The organism is Chromobacterium sp. Beijing (assembly GCF_021496765.1).
In the GTDB taxonomy this organism is placed as follows: domain Bacteria; phylum Pseudomonadota; class Gammaproteobacteria; order Burkholderiales; family Chromobacteriaceae; genus Chromobacterium.
Genome location: NZ_CP053750.1, coordinates 298765 through 318053 on the forward strand (window position 1 = coordinate 298765; position 19289 = coordinate 318053).

At 65.1% G+C, this 19289-nt stretch carries 17 protein-coding genes; 12 read left to right on the forward strand and 5 right to left on the reverse strand.

From position 1 onward, the window contains the following. Position 1 precedes the first annotated feature (1 nt). On the forward strand, positions 2 to 472 hold the full coding sequence (locus HQN78_RS01405) for a hypothetical protein (RefSeq protein WP_107800096.1): 471 nt from the start codon (positions 2 to 4) through the stop codon (positions 470 to 472). Positions 473 to 520: 48 nt separating this feature from the next. Here the strand turns inward: HQN78_RS01405 and HQN78_RS01410 are convergent, their stop codons facing one another. Next, the gene (locus tag HQN78_RS01410; protein ID WP_235087448.1) at positions 521 to 2005 is read right to left on the reverse strand and encodes a methyl-accepting chemotaxis protein; all 1485 of its coding nucleotides are present in this window, start codon (positions 2003 to 2005) and stop codon (positions 521 to 523) included. Between the two features lie 203 nt (positions 2006 to 2208). Next, positions 2209 to 4302, reverse strand: coding sequence for a phosphate acetyltransferase (pta, locus tag HQN78_RS01415; RefSeq protein WP_235087450.1), 2094 nt, complete (start codon positions 4300 to 4302; stop codon positions 2209 to 2211). Between the two features lie 672 nt (positions 4303 to 4974). On the opposite strand from pta, the gene HQN78_RS01420 reads away from it, so the two are divergent. From HQN78_RS01420 to HQN78_RS01450, 7 genes are all read left to right on the forward strand, one after another. Then, a complete protein-coding gene (locus tag HQN78_RS01420) occupies positions 4975 to 6084 on the forward strand; it encodes an aromatic ring-hydroxylating dioxygenase subunit alpha (protein WP_235087453.1) in 1110 nt (369 codons plus the stop codon). Between the two features lie 75 nt (positions 6085 to 6159). Next, positions 6160 to 6687 carry a hypothetical protein gene (locus HQN78_RS01425; RefSeq protein WP_107801906.1) on the forward strand — a complete coding sequence of 176 codons (528 nt, stop codon included), beginning with the start codon at positions 6160 to 6162 and terminating at the stop codon, positions 6685 to 6687. Next, positions 6684 to 7574 carry a DMT family transporter gene (locus HQN78_RS01430; RefSeq protein ID WP_235087455.1) on the forward strand — a complete coding sequence of 297 codons (891 nt, stop codon included), beginning with the start codon at positions 6684 to 6686 and terminating at the stop codon, positions 7572 to 7574. Before HQN78_RS01425 ends, HQN78_RS01430 begins: the two co-directional genes overlap by 4 nt. An 81-nt stretch (positions 7575 to 7655) precedes the next feature. After that, complete coding sequence (locus tag HQN78_RS01435) at positions 7656 to 8468, forward strand: DMT family transporter (protein ID WP_107800092.1); 813 nt, start codon at positions 7656 to 7658, stop codon at positions 8466 to 8468. Positions 8469 to 8519: 51 nt separating this feature from the next. Then, on the forward strand, positions 8520 to 9035 hold the full coding sequence (locus HQN78_RS01440) for a ClbS/DfsB family four-helix bundle protein (protein WP_227104274.1): 516 nt from the start codon (positions 8520 to 8522) through the stop codon (positions 9033 to 9035). 64 nt (positions 9036 to 9099) lie between these two features. Beyond that, positions 9100 to 9462, forward strand: a complete 363-nt coding sequence (locus HQN78_RS01445) for an STAS/SEC14 domain-containing protein (protein WP_048415463.1) — start codon at positions 9100 to 9102, stop codon at positions 9460 to 9462. Between the two features lie 109 nt (positions 9463 to 9571). Then, positions 9572 to 11884, forward strand: a complete 2313-nt coding sequence (locus HQN78_RS01450) for a Tex family protein (protein ID WP_235087458.1) — start codon at positions 9572 to 9574, stop codon at positions 11882 to 11884. Between the two features lie 410 nt (positions 11885 to 12294). On the opposite strand, the gene HQN78_RS01455 is transcribed toward HQN78_RS01450, so the two are convergent. After that, the gene (locus HQN78_RS01455; protein ID WP_227104270.1) at positions 12295 to 12777 is read right to left on the reverse strand and encodes an Lrp/AsnC family transcriptional regulator; all 483 of its coding nucleotides are present in this window, start codon (positions 12775 to 12777) and stop codon (positions 12295 to 12297) included. A 131-nt stretch (positions 12778 to 12908) separates the two neighbouring features. Between HQN78_RS01455 and phhA the strand changes: the two genes are divergently transcribed. The 4 genes from phhA (at position 12909) to HQN78_RS01475 (ending at position 17747) form a co-directional block, all read left to right on the forward strand. Continuing rightward, positions 12909 to 13802: a phenylalanine 4-monooxygenase gene (gene phhA, locus HQN78_RS01460; RefSeq protein WP_107800089.1), complete on the forward strand. Its 894-nt coding sequence runs from the start codon at positions 12909 to 12911 to the stop codon at positions 13800 to 13802. 167 nt (positions 13803 to 13969) lie between these two features. Continuing rightward, positions 13970 to 14962: an extracellular solute-binding protein gene (locus HQN78_RS01465; protein ID WP_107800088.1), complete on the forward strand. Its 993-nt coding sequence runs from the start codon at positions 13970 to 13972 to the stop codon at positions 14960 to 14962. A 108-nt stretch (positions 14963 to 15070) separates the two neighbouring features. Further along, positions 15071 to 16681, forward strand: a complete 1611-nt coding sequence (locus tag HQN78_RS01470) for an iron ABC transporter permease (protein WP_235087460.1) — start codon at positions 15071 to 15073, stop codon at positions 16679 to 16681. Position 16682: 1 nt separating this feature from the next. Then, positions 16683 to 17747, forward strand: coding sequence for an ABC transporter ATP-binding protein (locus tag HQN78_RS01475; protein WP_235087462.1), 1065 nt, complete (start codon positions 16683 to 16685; stop codon positions 17745 to 17747). 146 nt (positions 17748 to 17893) lie between these two features. Here the strand turns inward: HQN78_RS01475 and HQN78_RS01480 are convergent, their stop codons facing one another. Both HQN78_RS01480 and serB read right to left on the reverse strand, forming a co-directional pair. Continuing rightward, on the reverse strand, positions 17894 to 18406 hold the full coding sequence (locus HQN78_RS01480) for a hypothetical protein (protein WP_227104264.1): 513 nt from the start codon (positions 18404 to 18406) through the stop codon (positions 17894 to 17896). 25 nt (positions 18407 to 18431) lie between these two features. Next, complete coding sequence (gene serB, locus HQN78_RS01485) at positions 18432 to 19280, reverse strand: phosphoserine phosphatase SerB (RefSeq protein WP_235087465.1); 849 nt, start codon at positions 19278 to 19280, stop codon at positions 18432 to 18434. Positions 19281 to 19289 lie beyond the last annotated feature (9 nt).

Below are 19289 nucleotides of genomic sequence, written 5' to 3' on the forward strand. Positions count from 1 at the left end.
GATGAAACATTCCCTGATTCTGGCCGGCCTGCTGGCCCTGGCCGCCGGCGCCCAAGCCGCCGACGTTCCGTCCTTCAAGCAGAAGCCGGGCGGTCAGCCGCTGGTGATCAACGGCAAGACTTATTACAAACAAGCGGCGCCGGCCGGCAAGCTGCCGCTGGGCGTCAGCGCCCGCTCGGCGGCGAGCGAAGGCGGCGCGACGCTGAAGCGCGGCGACGTGCTGCGTTCCGAAGGAGAACTGGCGCCGTCCAAGGTCAGCGGCGTGGTGATGGTGAAGCTGGCTTCGCCGCGTGACGAGGCCGCGCTGGCGCGCGATCACAGCCTGAGCGTGCGCTACCGCACCCAGAGCGTGGTGGTGTTCGACGCGCCGGCCCAGGCCGAGCTGCTGTCCTTGCAGCAGCGTCTGGCCGCGGACAAGCGGGTCAAGCAGGTGCAGTTGGAGGTGTTCAGCAATAGCGAGTTGCCGCAGTAAGGGCGTTCGCCAGTCCAAAGGACGACGCCGGCCCGGGGCCGGCGTTTTTCATGCCGCGGCGGTGTGCGGCTGCAGGTGGCGGGTGTTTTGGCCCAGTTCCACCAGCAAGCGATCCAGCCGCGCGATGGCGTCGGCGATGGCCTGGGTTTCGCCGGACAGGCTGCGCGTGGATTCGCCCACCGCGGTGATGTCGTGGGCGAACTGGGCGAAACCCTGGTTCTGATTGGCTTCCGCTTGAGACATTTGGCTGAGCAGGCTGGCCAGCTCGCCGGTTTCGCGGATGATGCCGGAGAGTTTTTGCTGGGCGTCCACCGAGTGGTCGCGGCCGGTCCGCATCTGCTGATTGCCGTCCCGCATCGCCACCAGCGCCTGATTGGTGCCGTCGACGATCAGCCGGATCTTCTGCTCAATGTCCAAGGTGGCGTTTTGGGTGCGCTCGGCCAGCTTGCGCACCTCGTCGGCCACCACGGCGAAGCCGCGGCCCAGCTCGCCGGCGCGCGCCGCCTCGATGGCGGCGTTGAGCGCCAGCAGATTGGTCTGGTCGGCGATGTCGCGGATCAGCTGCACGATGCCGCTGACCTCGGCGCTGCGTTCGCCCAATTGTTCCAGCCGGCCGGAGGCCAGCGCAATCACCTCGCCGGCCTTGCTCAGCTGGCGCACCGCCTGGTCCATCGCCTCGCCGCCGCCCAAGGCCGCCTGGCCCGCGGTGTGGGCCAGCTGGGTGGCGGTCACCGATTGCTCTGCGTTCTGGCTGGTGACCACCGCCATCTGCTGGGCGATCACCACCATGTCCTCGGAGCGTTCGCGCTGGCTGGCCATGGTGTCGGCCATATTGCCGGTGCTGCCGGCGATGTCGCGGCTGGCGCTGGAAGCGGCCTGGATGGACTGGGTCAGCTGGGCCATCAGCTGCCGCATCGCCTGTTGCGCCTGTTCGGCCTCGCGCCGCGCGCTTTCCAGTTTCTCGAAGCTTTTGACCTTGGCCTTGTCGAAAGCCAGCGCCAGGGCCAGCACCACCAGGGACAGGCCGGCCAGAGATTTGGCTTGCAGCTTGGGGATTTCCGCGTGGGGAATCGGGTTGGCCGGCAGCAGGCCGCGGGCGCTCAGCCACAGAAAGAGGCCGATGGCGGCCGCGGTCAGCGCCAGCCAGACCATGCCGGAGACGCGGGTGGCGACGAAGACGGCGGTGAAGGGAATGGCGGCGAACCAGACAATGCTGGTGGATTGGATGCCGCCGTTGACGTAGACCATCCAGCACACCATCGCGTACATGCAGCTGGTGATGAATTCCGCGCTGAAGCGCACCGCGCCGCTGAGCTTGAGCAGCAGCGGCCCCAGCAGCAGGCCCAGGCCGCCCAGAGCGATGCCGGCGGCCATCGCGCGGTGGCCCAGTTGCAGGTATTCGACGGCGAACAGCGGCGCCACCAGGCCGGCCAGCAGGCCGACGCCGACGACGGTGCGGCCGCGGATCGCCTGTTCCGGGGATAGGCGGACGCGGTCCGGGATGAACCATTCGGTGATGGTTTGAATCGACATGGAGTGCCCCTCTGATGCGTTGTAGACGCGGCTGCGGACGCAGCTTGTTGTTGTGCGGCTCTTATGGCGCTCCAATGTAAAACAATTGTTTGAATTAACGCAATGGCATGACCGGACAGGGCGGCGAAGGGGAGGGGCGCTGTTGCGCGGAACGGCGAAACCGCCTGCCGGGCGGCAGGCGGTTGGGGGAGGGCGGCTTCAGTTCAAGCGGACTCGCCTTGCTCCGCCTGCAGCGCGGTCAGCGCGATGGTGTAGACGATGTCGTCCACCAGCGCGCCGCGCGACAGATCGTTGACCGGTTTGCGCAGGCCTTGCAGCATCGGGCCCACCGACACCACGTTGGCCGAGCGCTGCACCGCCTTATAGGTGGTGTTGCCGGTGTTGAGGTCCGGGAACACGAAGACGGTGGCGCGGCCGGCCACTGCGCTGTCCGGCGCTTTTTGACGGCCCACCGATTCCACGCTGGCGGCGTCGTACTGCATCGGGCCGTCTATCAGCAGGTCCGGCCGCTTTTCCTTGGCGATGCGGGTGGCTTCGCGCACTTTTTCCACGTCCGAGCCGCTGCCGGAGGAACCGGTGGAGTAGGAGATCATCGCCACTCGCGGTGGAATGCCGAAGGCGGCGGCGGAGTCCGCCGACTGAATGGCGATGTCGGCCAATTGCTCGGCGTCCGGGTCCGGGTTCACCGCGCAGTCGCCGTAAACCAGCACCTGCTCCGGCATCAGCATGAAGAACACGCTGGAGACGATGCGGGCCCCCGGCGCGGTCTTGATCAGCTGCAAGGCCGGACGGATGGTGTTGGCGGTGGTGTGCACCGCGCCGGACACCAGGCCGTCCACTTCGTCCAGCGCCAGCATCATGGTGCCCATCACCACATTGTCTTCCAGTTGTTGCTCGGCCATCGGCGCGTTCAGGCCCTTGCTCTTGCGCAGTTCCACCATCGGCGGCACGTAACGGCCGCGCACCTCGTTGGGGTCGATGATTTCCACCGATTCCGGCAGGGTCACGCCCTGGGCTTCCGCCACTTGCAGGATTTCGGCGCGCTGGCCGATCAGCACGCAGCGGGCGATGCCCTTCTCGTGGCAGATGGCGGCGGCCTGGATGGTGCGCGGCTCGTTGCCTTCCGGCAGCACGATGCGCTTATTGGCCTTGCGCGCCTTTTCCATCAGCTGATAGCGGAAGGCCGGCGGCGGCAGGCGCAGTTCCTGCGGCGCGCCGATGTATTGCTTCAGCGGCGCCACGTTCAGGTGTTCGGCGACGAATTCGATTACGCGCTCCATGCGCTCGCGGTCGTCGGACGGCACTTGCAAGCTCATATTGTTGAGCGCGCTGCTGGTGTCGAAGGTATTGGATTCGCTGGCCATCACCGGCATGCCGCCGGTGAAGGCTTGCTGGCACAGCAGCATGATGCGCGGGTCCGGCATCGAGTCGCAGGTCAGCAGCAGGCCGGCCAGCGGCACCCCGTTCATCGCCGCCATCGCGGTGGCCAGCACGATGTCCTCGCGGTCGCCCGGGGTGATGATCAGCGCGCCGGGCTTGAGCAGGTGCACGATATTGGGCACGGTGCGGGCGGTCACCACCATGGTGCGCACGCGCCGGCTGGTCAGTTGGCCGGCGTGCAGCAGCCGCGCCTTCAGATGATTGGCCACGTCCAGCGTGCGCGGCGCCAGCAGCTCGGGTTCGTGCGGGATGGCGCCCAGCAGCGGCAGTCTGACCTTCTTCATCAGGCTGCCGCTTTCCAGCACCTCGGTGGCGATGTCCTGGGCGTTCTGATCCTTGGGCACCCGGTTGAGGATGTAGCCGGCGACTTGTCCGCCCTGACCGCCGCCAAAGGCCTGGATGCTCATTTCCAGTTGCTCGGCGATCTCGTGGCTGGCCAGGTTGTCGGCGGCGCTGACCAGGATGGTCTGCGCCTGCAGATTGCGGGCGATCTTGGTGTTGAGGAAGGTGGAGAACACCTGCTTCTGGTCCGGCACCAGGCCTTCCACCAGCACCACGTCCACCTGATGGGCTGCCTGCTGATACAGGCTGACCACTTCCTCCATCAACTGATCCACCTGACCCTTGGACAGCAGGTGTTCCACCCGCTCCATCGGAATCGGCTCCGGCGGATTGAGCCGGCAGATGGCGCGCGCGAAGTGGGTGGAGCGCTCCGGCTCCTTGGGGTCCGCGCCCTGGGCGATGGGCTTGACGAAGCCGACGCGCAGGCCGGCCTGTTCCAGGCTGTGGATGGCGCCCAGCGCCACCGAGGTCAGGCCGGCGTTGAAGCCGATGGGTGCGAGGAAAAAGGTTTGCATGGTTTCAGAGACTTTCCTGTGACGCGCGGCGGGAATGGGCGCGAATGGCGGTCCGGCACCGACCGAACGGTGTCGCAGGCTGCAGGCGCTTGGCGCGATGAGTCGTTAAATTCAGCATTTCGGCAAAAATCAGCGGTTTTGTCGACATTGGACCCGAGCTCGCGGCCGCGGCGGCGAGCATGGATTCCCGCTGCGTCGGACGCGGCTTTCAATCGGTATAGCATTGCCGGAAGCCGGCGTCAGCGCCGCGGGGTCTCCGGCGAAAAGCATGGCTGCGCCTGCTTTTACGCGGCAGGCATTGTAACTGGCGGCATATCGGCTACAGTCCAGATGGGGTCAGGCTCCAGGGCCGGACGGCGGCGATGACGGCGATTATAACATCATGAATTAAGCGACTCTAATATTGCATTGCAGCGTGAATGCTAAAGCTTTGATTCCTATCAAAAATATTATTCTAAGTATGATTTGGGTATGGCAAGCTGATGTTTTTACGCCAAGAACCCGCTTCCAGCAGAGAGGAAAGGCTTGCCCCGGTGGGGGGCGGGGGCATAATCCGCCCCTCGGTCGCAAGGTTCGGCCTTGTTTTTGTTGATTGTTTTTGATAGTCCCGCAAACTCGTTTTAAGCGAGATTCGGCTGGTCTTATATCTTCTACCACGGAGGTGTGGGAATAATGTCTGATCTGGCTTCCGCGCAGTTGCTTCAAGCTTCTGCTGCCCAGCTACCCGTCTATACCTATTTCGATCCTGCCTATTACGCTCAGGAACAGCGGCTGCTGTTTGGAGACGCGCCCCTCTACTATGGCCATGAGCTGATGACGCCGAACGCCGGCGATTATCAGACTCTGAAATGGATGGGCCACGGCAAGATGCTCAAGAACGTGGATGGACGGGTCAAGCTGATCTCCAATGTCTGCCGCCATCGCCAGGCGGTCATCTATAAAGGCCGCGGCAACGGCAATCATATCGTCTGCAATCTGCATGGCTGGACTTACGACGCCGAAGGCGCTTTGCTGGGCGCGCCGCATTTTCCGGAAACGCCGTGCCTGAAATTGAACCAGACCGAGCTGACGCGTTGGAACGGCCTCTTGTTCGACGCGCGCCGCAATGTGGCGCGCGATCTGGAAAACCTGGGCGTGGCCAAGCACATGAGTTTTGACGGCTACGCCTACCATTCCAGCCATCTGAGCGAGTACGGCTTCAACTGGAAGACCTTCATCGAAGTGTATTCCGAGGATTACCACGTCGATCCCTTCCACCCCGGCCTGGGCAATTTCGTCGATTGCGGCGACCTGAAATGGGAGTGGGGCGCGCAATACCATGTGCAGACCGTGGGCGTGAAGAACCAGCTGGCCACTTCCGGTTCCCGCGCCTACGGCAAATGGCATGAGGAAGTCCGCCGGCGCTACGCCGATCAGCAGCCGGAGTTCGGCGCCATCTGGCTGACTTACTACCCCAACATCATGGTGGAGTGGTATCCGCACGTGCTGGTGGTCAGCGTGGTGATGCCGCGCGGGCCGGAGCAGTGCACGGTGTTGACCGAGTTCTACTACCCGGAGGACGTGGTGTGGTTCGAGCCGGAGTTCATCGAGGCGGAGCAGGCGGCTTACTTCGAAACCGCCAAGGAAGACGACGAAATCTGCTACCGCATGCACGAAGGCCGCCGCGCCTTGTGGCTGCGCGGCGAGAACGAGGTGGGGCCTTATCAATCTCCCACCGAGGAGGGCATGCTGCACTTCCACGAGTTCTACCGGCGCAAAATGGGCGCGGCGCTGGCTGGTTAAGCGGCGGCTTGCAGTGTCATAATGGAAAGGCGCGGACCCAGTCCGCGCCTTTCTTATTCTGGTTTGCCCGATTCCATGCTCAAAACGCTTTTCCGCTGTTTGCCCTTGTCGCTGGCCTTGCTGGCTCCGCTGGCCCAGGCCGCCGTCTATACCGACGCCGCCAGCCGGGTGCGTTTCAATGTGCCGCCGGGCTGGAAGGTCCGCCCCAGCGTGGTGGACGGTCAGCGCGTGCTGCGCGTGGTGCCGCCCAAGGCGGACCAGCGCGAGCGCGCCGCCATCGATGTGCAGGTGTTCGCGCGCAAGCCGGGGCGCGGCGACACCCTGGCCCGGCTGGCGCAGAAATACCGCCGCGAGGGCGATAACCGCGAAGCCGCCAATTTCGCCCGCGGCAACAGCCGCAGCGGCCGGCTGGTCACCGAATACCGCGACGGCCGTTTCGTCTCCAACCGCTTGTGGATCGTCCGGCATAATCTGCACGTGTTCCAGCTGGGGGACAAAAAGCGCATGGCGGAGGCGCGCTGCGCCGCCAACGCGTCGGAGTTCAAGACCTACCGCCGGCAGATGGAGGCCATCTGTCTGTCGCTGGAATTGTTGAAGCGATGACGCCGGCGCTGAGCGAGGGCGCGAGAACCCTGGGGCTGCGCTTGCGCCAGGGACGTTTGGGCTCCGGCTGGATGGTGGTGGCGGCCCTGTGCTTCGCCTTGATGAGCATGTTCGTCAAGCTGGGCGCCGACGCCTTCGGCTCCACCGAGCTGCTGTTCTGGCGCACCGCCATCGGCGCGCTGACCTTGGGCGCGGCGATGGCCTGGAAGCGCCAGTCGCCGCGGACGCCGCATTGGCGCGGCCACATCAAGCGCAGCTTCGTCGGCTATATGTCCATGGTGGCGCTGTTCTACGCGCTGACCCGGCTGCCCTTGTCCACCGCGGTGACGCTGAACTACACCTCCTCGCTGTTCTTCGCCTTATTGTGCGTGGTCAAACTGAAGGAGCGCCTGACGCCGCGAACCGGCCTGGCCTTGTTGCTGGGCTTCGTCGGCATCGTCATCCTGCTGCGGCCCACTTTCAGTTCGGCGCAGTGGCTGGCCGGCCTGATCGGACTCTTGTCCGGCGTCAGCGCCGGCTACGCGGTGTTTCAGGTGAGGGAGCTGGGCCGGATGGGCGAACCGTCCTGGAAGGTGGTGTTCTGGTTCTTCTCCGTTTCCAGCCTGTTCGGCGGCGTCTGGCTGATCCTGGGGCCGGGCTTCACCGCGGTGACGGCGGACAATGTCTTGCCGCTGCTGGGCGTCGGCGTTTGCGGCATGCTGGGCCAGCTGGCGATGACTCGCGCCTACAAGGACGGGCGCAAATACCTGGTGGCCAGCTTTGCTTATCTGACCGTGCTGTTTTCCGTGCTGCTGGGCGTGGTGTTGTGGGGCGACCCGCTGAGCGGATGGTCGCTGGCGGCGATGGCCTTGATTGTGGGGTCCGGCCTGATGGCGGCCCTGCGTTGAAACAGAACTTGGATATTCAACAACAATGCATAAGGATAACGTGGTTTGACTAGTGGAAAGTGGCGCCTGGGTTCGGGCTGGATGGTGGTGGCGGCGGTGTTTTTCGGCCTGATGGGGGTGTTCGTCAAGCTGGGCGCCGAGTATTTCTCCTCCACCGAGCTGGTGTTCTGGCGCACGCTGATGGGCGTGGTCACCCTGGGCGCGGCGGCCTTGTGGCGGCGCGATCGCTTCGCCACCCCCTTGCTGCGCTATCACGTGCAGCGCGGCCTGATCGGCTACGTCTCGATGCTATTGTATTTCTACGCCATCGCCCATTTGCCGCTGTCCACGGCGGTCACGCTCAACTACACCTCGCCGATGTTCCTGGCGCTGCTGTCGGTGGTCCTGCTGCGCGAGCGCCTGCCCAAGCAGGCGCTGGCCGGCCTGGCGCTGGGCTTTGTCGGCGTGGTGCTGTTGCTGCGGCCCACCTTGTCCAGCGAGGCCTGGGTGGCCGGCCTGCTCGGCGTCGGCTCCGGCCTGCTGGCCGGCTGGTCTTATCTGCACGTGCGGGAACTGGGCCGCCAGGGCGAGCCGGAATGGAAGGTGGTGTTCTATTTCGCGCTGATCTCCACGCTGGGCGGCTTGCTGCTGATGTTGTTCGAAACCTGGCACCCGGTGACGCTGGAAAACGTCTGGCTGCTGCTGGGCCTGGGCGCCACCGCCACCATCGCCCAATTGGCGATGACCCGCGCGTATAAAGTGGGACGCAAGCTCTTGGCCGCCAATCTGTCCTATCTGACCGTGGTGTTTTCCACCCTGTTGGGCGTGGGGCTGTGGGGCGACCCGCTCAGCGCCGCCGGCTTGGCGGCGATGGGTTTGATCATCGTCAGCGGCATGCTGGCCAGCCGGCGTTAAGCTGGAATCGAAATCCGGCGCTGCGCCGGACCCGGCCTGGAGGGTGGGAGGATGGCGGTACCGGCGGACAAGGCGGCTTTGCTGGCGGCGATGAGGGACGAATACCGGCGCTTGCGCGCGGTGTTGGTGCGGGTGCCGCCGGAGCGCGCCTTCGTCCAGGAACTGGACGGCCACGCCAAGAACAGCCGGATGAGCGCGGCGGATCTGCTGGCCTATCTGCTGGGCTGGCAGGCGCTGGTGCAGAAGTGGCACCGGCTGGAGCGGGAAGGCCTGCCGATAGACTTTCCTGACGCCGGCTACCGCTGGAATCAACTGGGCCTGCTGGCGCAGAAGTTCTACCGCGATTACCAGGGGATAGGCGATTGGACGAGGCTATGCGCGATGCTGGACGACAGCCAGCGCCAGGTGGAGGCGCTGGTGGAGAGCTACTCCGACGAGGCGCTGTACGGCCGCGCCTGGTACGACAAATGGACGCGCGGGCGGATGATACAGTTCAATACCGCCTCGCCCTGCCGCAACGCCCGCGGGCGGCTCGTCGCCTGGCTCAAGACGCTGCCGGCCGCCTGAAAAAGCTTGCCGCGCCAGTGCGGCCAAGCCTTAAAATGAAAGCGACACCGCAAAGGAGAAGCACATGATCTCGATACGCGAACAACACTACGGCCTGGACGTGGCGCTGTACAACGAATTCACGCTGGCGGACTTCAAGCTGCTGGAAGAGGCCTTGCTCAAGCGCCAGTCCGAGTGCGCCAAGCCCGACCTGCTGCTGGACCTGACCGAGTTGAAGGACTTCACGCTGGACATGGCGGTGGAAGAGGTCAAATTCATGCGCGCCCATGAAAACCACGTCGGCCGCGTGGCGCTGGTGGTCAGCGATGTCTGGATCAAGCTGGCCGCCCACATCGCCGGCCTGCTGTCCAATACCCGCACTCAGTATTTCGATACCGCGGAAGAGGCCCAGGCCTGGTTGGAAAGCCCGGTGGCGGCGGGCACCTGATTTGTCCGGTTGCGCTGATTTCGGGACGCCCTATGCGGCGTCCCGGTTGATTTTGTCGGCAATGGCGGTAGAGTAGCGGTTTTTGTTCAACTCGAAAGAATAAAAACCGATGTTGAAAAGCATTTCCCATCGTCTGGCGGCGGAACTCTCCGTCCGCGAGGCGCAAGTGGCCGCCACCATCGAACTGATAGACGGCGGCGCCACCGTTCCCTTCATCGCCCGTTACCGCAAGGAAGTCACCGGCGGTCTGGACGACACCCAGCTTCGCACCCTGGCCGAGCGCCTGGTGTATCTGCGCGAACTGGACGAGCGCCGCGTCAGCATCCTCGGCAGCATTTCCGAGCAAGGCAAGCTGAGCCCCGAACTGGAGGCCGCGCTCTACGCCGCCGACAACAAGACCACGCTGGAAGACCTTTACCTCCCTTACAAGCCCAAGCGCCGCACCAAGGCGCAGATCGCGCGCGAAGCCGGGCTGGAGCCCTTGGCCGACGGCCTGCTGTCCGATCCTAGCCAGGACCCCAACGCCGCCGCGGCCGCCTATGTCAACGCCGAAGCCGGCGTGGCCGACGCCAAGGCGGCGCTGGACGGCGCGCGCGCCATCCTGATCGAGCGCTTCGCCGAGGACGCCGAACTCTTGGGGCGGTTGCGCGAAAAACTGTGGAGCGAGGGCGAGCTGGCCGGCCAGGTGGTAGCCGGCAAGGAACACGAGGGCGCCAAGTTCTCCGATTATTTCCAGCACCGCGAAGCCATCCGCGCCACGCCCTCGCACCGCGCGCTGGCGCTATTGCGCGGCCGCAACGAGGGCGTGCTCAGTCTGACGCTGAAGTATCAGCCGGACGAGACGCCGATCACCGAGCGCTCCGCCTACGAGCAGTTGATCGCCGCGCGCTTCGGCGTGAGCGACGCCGGCCGCCCGGCCGACAAATGGCTGCTGGACGGCGTGCGCCTGTGCTGGCGCGCCAAGATCTTCCTGTCGCTGGAACTGGAGCTGGTGTCGCGGCTCAAGGACGCCGCCGACGCCGAGGCGATCAAGGTGTTCACCGACAATCTGCATGACCTCTTGCTGGCGGCGCCGGCCGGCCGGCGCGCCACCCTGGGCCTGGACCCGGGCCTGCGCACCGGCTGCAAGGTGGCGGTGGTGGACGACACCGGCAAGCTGCTGGACACCGCCACCATCTATCCGCACGAGCCGCGCCGCGACTGGGACCGCTCGCTGGCGGTGCTGGGCGCCTTGTGCGCGCGTCACCGCGTGGATCTGATCGCCATCGGCAACGGCACCGCCAGCCGCGAAACCGACAAGCTGGCGCAGGAGCTGATCCGCGCCTATCCGCAGCTGGGCATGACCAAGATCGTGGTGTCCGAAGCCGGCGCCTCGGTGTACTCGGCCTCGGAACTGGCGGCGCGGGAATTCCCGGATCTGGACGTGTCGCTGCGCGGCGCGGTGTCCATCGCCCGCCGCTTGCAGGACCCGCTGGCCGAGCTGGTGAAGATCGATCCCAAGTCCATCGGCGTCGGCCAGTACCAGCACGACGTCAACCAGAGCCAGCTGGCGCGCGCGCTGGACGCGGTGGTGGAAGATTGCGTCAACGCCGTCGGCGTCGACGTCAACACCGCCTCGGCGCCGCTGCTGACCCGCATCTCCGGCCTCAACGCCACGCTGGCGGCCAATATCGTGTCCTACCGCGATCAGAACGGCGCCTTCCGCAACCGCAGGCAATTGCTGAAAGTGCCGCGGCTGGGCGACAAGACCTTCGAACAGGCGGCCGGCTTCCTGCGCATCCGCGACGGCGACAACCCGCTGGACGGCTCCGCCGTGCACCCGGAAGCCTATCCGGTGGTGGAGCAGATCGTGCTCAAGACCGGCCGCGAGATGAAGTCGCTGCTCGGCGATTCCGGCTTCCTGAAAACGGTGAAGGCGGTGGATTACACCGACGAGCGCTTCGGCCTGCCCACGGTGATGGACATTCTGCGCGAGCTGGACAAGCCGGGCCGCGACCCGCGTCCGGAGTTCAAGACCGCCACCTTCCAGGACGGCGTCGAGGACATCAAGGACTTGCAGCCGGGCATGGTCTTGGAGGGGGTGGTCACCAATGTCGCCAACTTCGGCGCCTTCGTCGACATCGGCGTGCACCAGGACGGCCTGGTTCACATCTCGGCCTTGTCCAACAAGTTCGTCGACGACCCGCGCAAAGTGGTCAAGGCCGGCGACGTGGTCAAGGTCAAGGTGATGGAAGTGGACGCGGCGCGCAAGCGCATCGCGCTGACCATGCGGCTGGACGACGCGCCGGGCGCCGGCAACAGCCGTGGCCCGCGCAACGACGGCCCGCGTGCTCAGGACCGGCGCGGCGGCGACCGCCAGCGCGGCCAGCAGCCGGCAGGCGACACCGCGATGGCGGCGGCGTTTGCCAAGCTCAAGCGCTGAGGCGGTTTTAAGAGCCTGTTCACGATCTTTTGTCTGTGTTTTGAAACACGGTGTTCTGAACAGGAGGCCGCGTATCCGACGCGCCCCGGGTCCCTTCAAGCCTGCCGTCGGGTGGCAGGTCCGAGGTCTTAAGCGGCTGCCTGTTCGAGCAGCGCGACGGTAGCGCGCTGCGAGTTCAGCCGCGCGTCGGACCTGACTGGAACCGGCGGGAAGCCGTAGGCCTGGCTTGCAGGGTGGCCTTTAGGGGTGGAGGGGATATTTGGCCAAGCAAATATCTCCTCCCTGCTCGCCGGGCAGCCCCGGCAATGAAAATCACCATCCGCGCAGCGGATTCCATGTCTTGGAGCCATCTCTCGGAAAGATCGTGAACAGGTTCTAAGAGAAAAACGGCGGGCATTGCCCGCCGTTTTTCATTCCGGCACCGAGGACAGCGGCAGCTTCATCGTCTGTTTGATCGCGTTCAAGGCGATGGTGGATTTGACGCTGCGCACCAGCGACAGCCGCATCAGCCGGTTCATCACGAAGGTGGACAGCGAGGGCAGGTCCGGCACCACGATGCGCAGCAGATAGTCCGCCTCGCCGGCGGCGGCGTAGCATTCCAGCACTTCCGGCAGCTCGTTGATGGCCTGGGCGAATTCCTGCAAGGCGCTTTCGCTGTGGCGCTCCAGGCTGACGTGGGCGAAAGCCATCACCGACAAGCCCACCTGTTCCGGCTTCAGCGCCACCTGATAGCCCTGGATCACGCCGCTTTCCTCCATGCGCTGGATGCGGCGGCCGATCTGGGACGCGGACAAAGCCACTTGCTGCGCCAGTTTCTGATGGGTGACGCGGGCGTCGTGCTGCAACGCGTCCAGGATCTGGTAATCGAAGCGGTCCAATTCAATTTTGCGCATAGTAAGCATTTCATGGCGGTTATATGCGGAAAGTGTGCAAAAAAAATCGCATACAGGCAAATTTTGCGGTCTTCCCGCATCGCTCCGGGCCTAAACTAGAGTTATCCACCTAAATATCCGGACCCACCGCCATGAACGACCGAGCCGATTTCGTCGTGCCCGACATCACCACGCGCAAGAACGTCGGACTCAGCCACGACAGCGCGGACTTCACCCTGCCGCAACCGCTGGAGCGCTACACCGCCGCCGACCACGCCACCTGGGCCACGCTGTACCGCCGCCAGAGCGAGATGCTGCCGGGCCGCGCCTGCGACGAATTCCTGGAAGGCCTGGAGCGCCTGGGCGTGGACGCGGACCGGGTGCCGGACTTCGCCAAGCTGAATGAACAACTGATGGCCGCCACCGGCTGGCGGATCGTGGCGGTGCCGGGCCTGATTCCGGACGACGTGTTCTTCGAGCATCTGGCCAACCGCCGCTTCCCGGTCACCTGGTGGCTGCGCGAGCCGCATCAGCTGGATTATCTGCAAGAACCCGATGTGTTCCATGATTTGTTCGGCCATGTGCCGCTGTTGATCAATCCGGTGTTCGCCGACTACCTGGAGGCTTACGGCAAGGGCGGCATGAAGGCCAAGGCCTTGGGCGTCTTGCCGATGCTGGCGCGCTTGTACTGGTACACGGTGGAGTTCGGCCTGATCAACACGCCCAAGGGCATGCGCATCTACGGCGCGGGCATCGTGTCCAGCAAGGGCGAATCGGTGTACTGCCTGGACAGCGCCAGCCCCAACCGCGTCGGCTTCGATCTGGAACGCATCATGCGCACCCGCTACCGCATCGACACTTTCCAGAAAACCTATTTCGTCATCGACAGCTTCCAGCAGTTGTTCGACGCTACCGCGCCGGACTTCGCGCCCATCTACGCGCGGCTGGCGGCGGAACCGACGCTGGGCGCCGGCGACGTGGCCCCGGCAGACAAGGTGTTCAACATTGGCGACCGCAGCGGCTGGGGCGATTCCGAGGATGTGTGAAGCCCGGCCGTGATGGCTGGCAAGCTTGGGATAGACCCGCCGTGGCGGGTCTTTTTATTTGTTTCGATTAAAACGGAATCGGTGGTGTTTACTAGATTGATAAGCATTCTCATTTTTGTTAGATTGAGGCTCCGATTCCTATCGCTCAACCCAACAGGGGACACACCTTGAAAACGCACCTGATGCTTGCCGCCGTCCTGGCGGGTTTCGCCGGCCACGCCATGGCGGAAGACGTAGTGGTTTACAGCGCTCGCGCCGAGCAACTGCTCAAGCCCATCATCGAGGTTTACAAGAAGGAAACCGGCGTCAACATCAAGCTGGTGTCGGACAAGGAAGGTCCGCTGATGGAGCGCCTGCGCGCCGAGGGCAGCAACAGCCCGGCCGATCTGCTGCTGACCGTGGACGCCGGCAATCTGTGGCAGGCCGCCAAGATGGGGTTGTTCAAGCCGGTGAAGTCGCCCTTGCTGGACGCCAACATTCCGTCCTATCTGCGCGATCCGGGCCATGAGTGGTACGGCCTGTCCATCCGCGCGCGCACCATTTTCTACAACACCCAGAAAGTGAAGCCGGGCCAGCTGTCCAGCTACGCCGACCTGGCCGACCCCAAGTGGAAGGGCAAGCTGTGCCTGCGCACGTCCAAGAAGGTCTACAACCAGTCGCTGGTGGCGATGATGTTGTCCGATCTGGGCCCGGTGAAGACCGAGAAAGTGGTCAAGGGCTGGGTGGATAATCTGGCCACCCGCGAATTCCCGGACGACACCAAGATGCTGGAGGCCATCGCCGCCGGCCAGTGCGAAGTGGGCATCGCCAACACCTATTACTACGGCCGCCTGATGGAAAAGTCGCCGAATCTGCCGGTAGGCATCTTCTGGGCCGACCAGGCGGGCAAAGGCACCCATGTGAACGTTTCGGGCGCCGGCGTGGTCAAGTACGCCAAGAACGAAAAGGGCGCGCTGAAGTTCCTGGAATGGCTGTCCAGCGCCAAGGCGCAGAATATGTTCGCCGACGTGAACATGGAGTTCCCGGTCAACCCCAAGGTCAAGCCTGACGCGCGCGTGGCCGCCTGGGGCGATTTCAAGCACAGCTACATCAATGTCGCCAACGCTGGTTCGCGCCAGGCGGAAGCGGTGAAGCTGATGGACCGCGTCGGCTACAAATAAGCCGCGGCGGGCAGCCAGTCCGCATTTATTTACAGCCTGTCGGGCACCAAAGCCCCGGCAGGCTGTCTTTGCTTGTTTCCCTGCGTTTTTGACATGGTTTCTCCGCCGATGATCCGTTCTCTGTCGCCTTGGCGCGGCCTGGCCTTTGGCGTCAGCCTGCTGACCGTCGCGCCCTTGCTGGTGATTTTATGGTCGCTGCTGGCGCCGGATTGGGAGGTGTGGCGGCATTTGTACGATTACACGCTGCCGGAGCTGCTGCTCAACACCGTGTATCTGATAGGCGGCGTCGGCGCCGGCGTGCTGCTGTTGGGCGTGCCGCTGGCCTGGCTGACCGCGGTGCACGATTTCCCCGGCCGCCGTTTCTTCCACTGGGCGCTGATGCTGCCGCTGGCGATGCCGGCCTATGTGCTGGCGTTTTCGCAATTGGGCCTGTTCGATTTCACCGGGCCTTTGCAGACCTGGCTGCGCGAGCGTTTCGGCGATTCGTCCTGGGTGCCCAATATCCGTTCCACGCCGGGCGTGATCCTGGTGATGTCGCTGGCCTTCTACCCCTATGTCTATCTGTTGGCGCGCAACGCCTTCGCCACCATGGGCCGGCGCGCGCTGGAGGTGGGGCAGTCGCTGGGCCTGTCGCGCTGGCAGGGCTTCCGCCGCGTGGCGTTGCCGATGGCGCGGCCGTGGATCGCCGGCGGCCTGATGCTGGCGCTGATGGAAACGCTGGCGGATTTCGGCACCGTGGCCATTTTCAATTTCGACGCCTTCACCTCGGCCATCTACAAGGCCTGGTTCAGCCTGTTCTCCTTGCCGGCGGCCAAGCAACTGGCGTCCTTGCTGGTGTTGATGGTGCTGCTGCTGCTGTGGCTGGAGCAGCGTTCGCGCGGCCGCCGCGCCTATACCCAGGCCGGCAAGGCGGCGCCGCAGCCGCGTTTGCGGCTGGAGGGCGCGGCCGGCTGGCTGGCCGCCGCCGCCTGCTCGCTGGTGCTGGCGCTGGCCTTCGTCTTGCCCTTCGGCCAGCTGCTGGTCTGGGCCGGCGCCCACCTGGCCGAGGACCTGGACGCGGATTTCCTCGGCCACGTGGCCAACTCGCTGCTGCTGGCCTCGCTGGCCGCGGTTCTGGTGGCCTTGATCGCCTTATTGCTCAGTTACGCGGCGCGGCGCGATCCGACGCGCTGGACCCGCTTGTGGAGCCGGCTGGCGACCCTGGGCTATGCGGTGCCGGGCACGGTGCTGGCGGTGGGGGTGTTCGTGCCGGTGGCCTGGTTCGACAATCTGCTGCTGGACTGGCTGCGCCCCTGGCTGGCGGCGGACGCCAGCGCGGTGATCAAGGGCACTTTGCTGGTGCTGATGCTGGCCTATGTGGCGCGCTTCCTGGCCGTGGGGCATTCCGCGGTGGACGCGGCCATGCACCGCATCAGCCGCAGCCAGGAGGAGGCGGCGCGCAATATGGGCTATAGCGGCTTGCGCCTGCTGGCGCGCCTGCATCTGCCGCTGCTGCGCGGCGGCCTGTTCACCGCGGCGCTGATGGTGTTCGTCGACGTGATGAAGGAGATGCCGATCACGCTGATGACCCGGCCTTACGGCTGGGACACGCTGGCGGTGAGAATTTTCAATTTGACCACCGAGGGCGAATGGGAGCGCGCGGCCTTGCCGGCGGTGGCCATCGTGCTGGCCGGCCTGTTGCCGGTATGGGTGCTGTCGCGGCAGAAGGATGCGGCCTGAGATGAAGCGTATGGATATGCAAGCTTTGCTGGAGTTCGACCTGGTCAGCCAGAAGTACGGCGAGACCCGCGTGGTCGACAATATGAGTTTCGAATTGCGGGCGGGCGAAATCGCCTGCCTGTTGGGCAGTTCCGGCTGCGGCAAAACCACGGTGCTGCGCTGCATTGCCGGTTTCGAGGGCCTGCTGGGCGGCGAGATCCGCCTCAACGGCCAGGTGATCAGCTCCATCCGCGAGCAGGTGCCGGCGCATCAACGCCGCATCGGCATGGTGTTTCAGGACTATGCCTTGTTCCCGCATCTGACCGTGGCCGGCAACGTCGGCTTCGGCCTGGACGCCTTGCCCAAGGCCCAGCGCGCGGCGCGGGTGCTGGAGGTGCTGGAGGTGGTGGGCCTGGCGGAGTGGGCGCGGCGTTACCCGCACGAGCTGTCCGGCGGCCAGCAGCAGCGGGTGGCGCTGGCGCGGGCTCTGGCGCCCAGGCCCAGCCTACTGCTGCTGGACGAGCCCTTTTCCAATCTGGACGTGGACCTGCGTGAGCGCTTGTCGCGCGAGGTGCGCGACATCCTGAAAAGCCAGGGCGCCACCGCCATCATGGTGACCCATGATCAGCACGAGGCCTTCGCCATCGCCGACCGCGTCGGGGTGATGCAGCAGGGCCGGCTATTGCAGTGGGACACGCCGTACCGGCTGTACCACGAGCCGGCCACCCGCTACGTCGCCGACTTCATCGGCCAGGGCGTGTTCCTGGCTGGCAAGGTGACCGGGCCGCGTTGCGTGGCGTTGGAGATAGGCGAGTTCTGCGGCATCGTGCCCTTGCAGTTCGAGACCGGGGACGAGGTGGACGTGCTGGTGCGGCCCGACGATGTGCAGCACGACGACGCCAGCCCGACGCGGGCCCTGGTCTGCGCCAAGGTGTTCCGCGGCGCGGAGTTCCATTACACGCTGGCGCTGCCTTCCGGTCAGCGGGTGCTGGCCCAGGTGCCCAGCCATCACGACCACGCTGTGGGGGAGGCGATAGGCATCCGGCTGGAACTGGATCATTTGATCGCTTTTCCGCGCGAGAGCTAAGAACCTGTTTACGATCTGCTGCGCGTCGGTAGAGACATTGTGCGATGAGTGCCCGCTTCGAAATGCTCATGTACCGTGTGTACATTCCGCTTTCTCAGCCGTTTTCGCCTTGTCTCGCCTTAGCTCGCGAGATCGTGAACACGCTCTTAGCGTTCCAGTATCGCCTTGCGATGGCGGCGGAACACCCATTTCTCCCACAGCAGGCGAGTGGTTTCGTCGAAGGCGCCGGCGATGTCGGCGCGGATCAGGTAATTGCCGTTTTCGCCCGGCGTCACCGTGTTGATGCGGGCGGCGAGGAAGAGCAGCAGCGCGGAATCGGGATTGGGGCATAGCGCCACCAGCACCGGCTCGCTGCCGTGGTTGGCGTGGTCGGAGATCCAGGCGATGCTGTCCAGGCCCAGCCGGCACGGCGTCAGCGGCGGGCGCTCCGGATGGCGGGACAGCAGCGACACTTCCAGCGCCAGGTCCAGCTTGGCCTCCAGCCTGACCAGCATCGGATCGGCCTCGGGCAGGGTTTCGGTGGGCGCGGCCAGCACCCGCAGCGCCAGCCGGGTTTCGCGTTCCTGGCGCGCCGGGCAGATCCCGCCCGGCAAGGGCTGGACCGAGAACGGCAGTTCGGCGTCGAAACTGGCGCTGCCCAGTTCGGGAAATAAGCTCATCGGTCGGCTCCCGCGGCGTGGCCGTTCAGTGATACAGGTTCAGGATGCGGTCCAGGCCGCCGTGGTTGACGGCGATGTCGGCCTGGGCGCGCACCACCGGCTTGGCGTGCACGGCGATGCCGACGCCGGCTTCGGCCAGCATCTGCAAGTCGTTGGCGCCGTCGCCCATCGCCAGCACCTGTTCCGGTTTCAGGCCCAGCGCCTCGCGCTGCTGGATCAGCAAGCGCTTCTTGGCGGCGGCGTCGACGATGGGGCCGCGCACCCGGCCGGTCAAGGCGCCGTTTTCCACTTCCAACTGATTGGCGAAGGCGAAGTCCAGGCCCAGCTCGGCTTTCAGTCTGTCGGTGAAGAAGGTGAAGCCGCCGGACACCAGCATGAATTTGACGCCGTGGCGTTTGCAGGCGGCCAGCAAGGCCTCGGCGCCCGGCATCAGCCTGACTCTTTCACGATAGACCTGTTCCAGCGCGCTTTCCGGCAGCCCGCGCAGCAGCGCCACCCGCTCCGTCAGCGAGGCGGCGAAGTCCAGTTCGCCATGCATCGAGCGCTCGGTGATGGCCGCCACCTGTGGCTTGAGGCCGTTCATGTCGGCGATTTCGTCTATGCACTCGATGGTGATCAGCGTGGAGTCCATATCCGACACCAGCAGGCCGAAATCGGCGAAGCTGCGGCCGGCTTCGACATAGGCGCCGTCGTAGCCCCATTGCTCGCACAAGGCCAGCGCCGCGGTCCGTTGCGCCGGCGCCGCGCCGCGCAGGCGCGCCACGTTTGGACTGGGATGGTCCATATGGGTGGCCTCGGCGAGGTGGGCCAGTTCATGCAGATGATGCGGGTCCAGCGCGTCGGCTTGGATCACCAGGGTGTAGGCGAGGCTCATGGCGTGGCG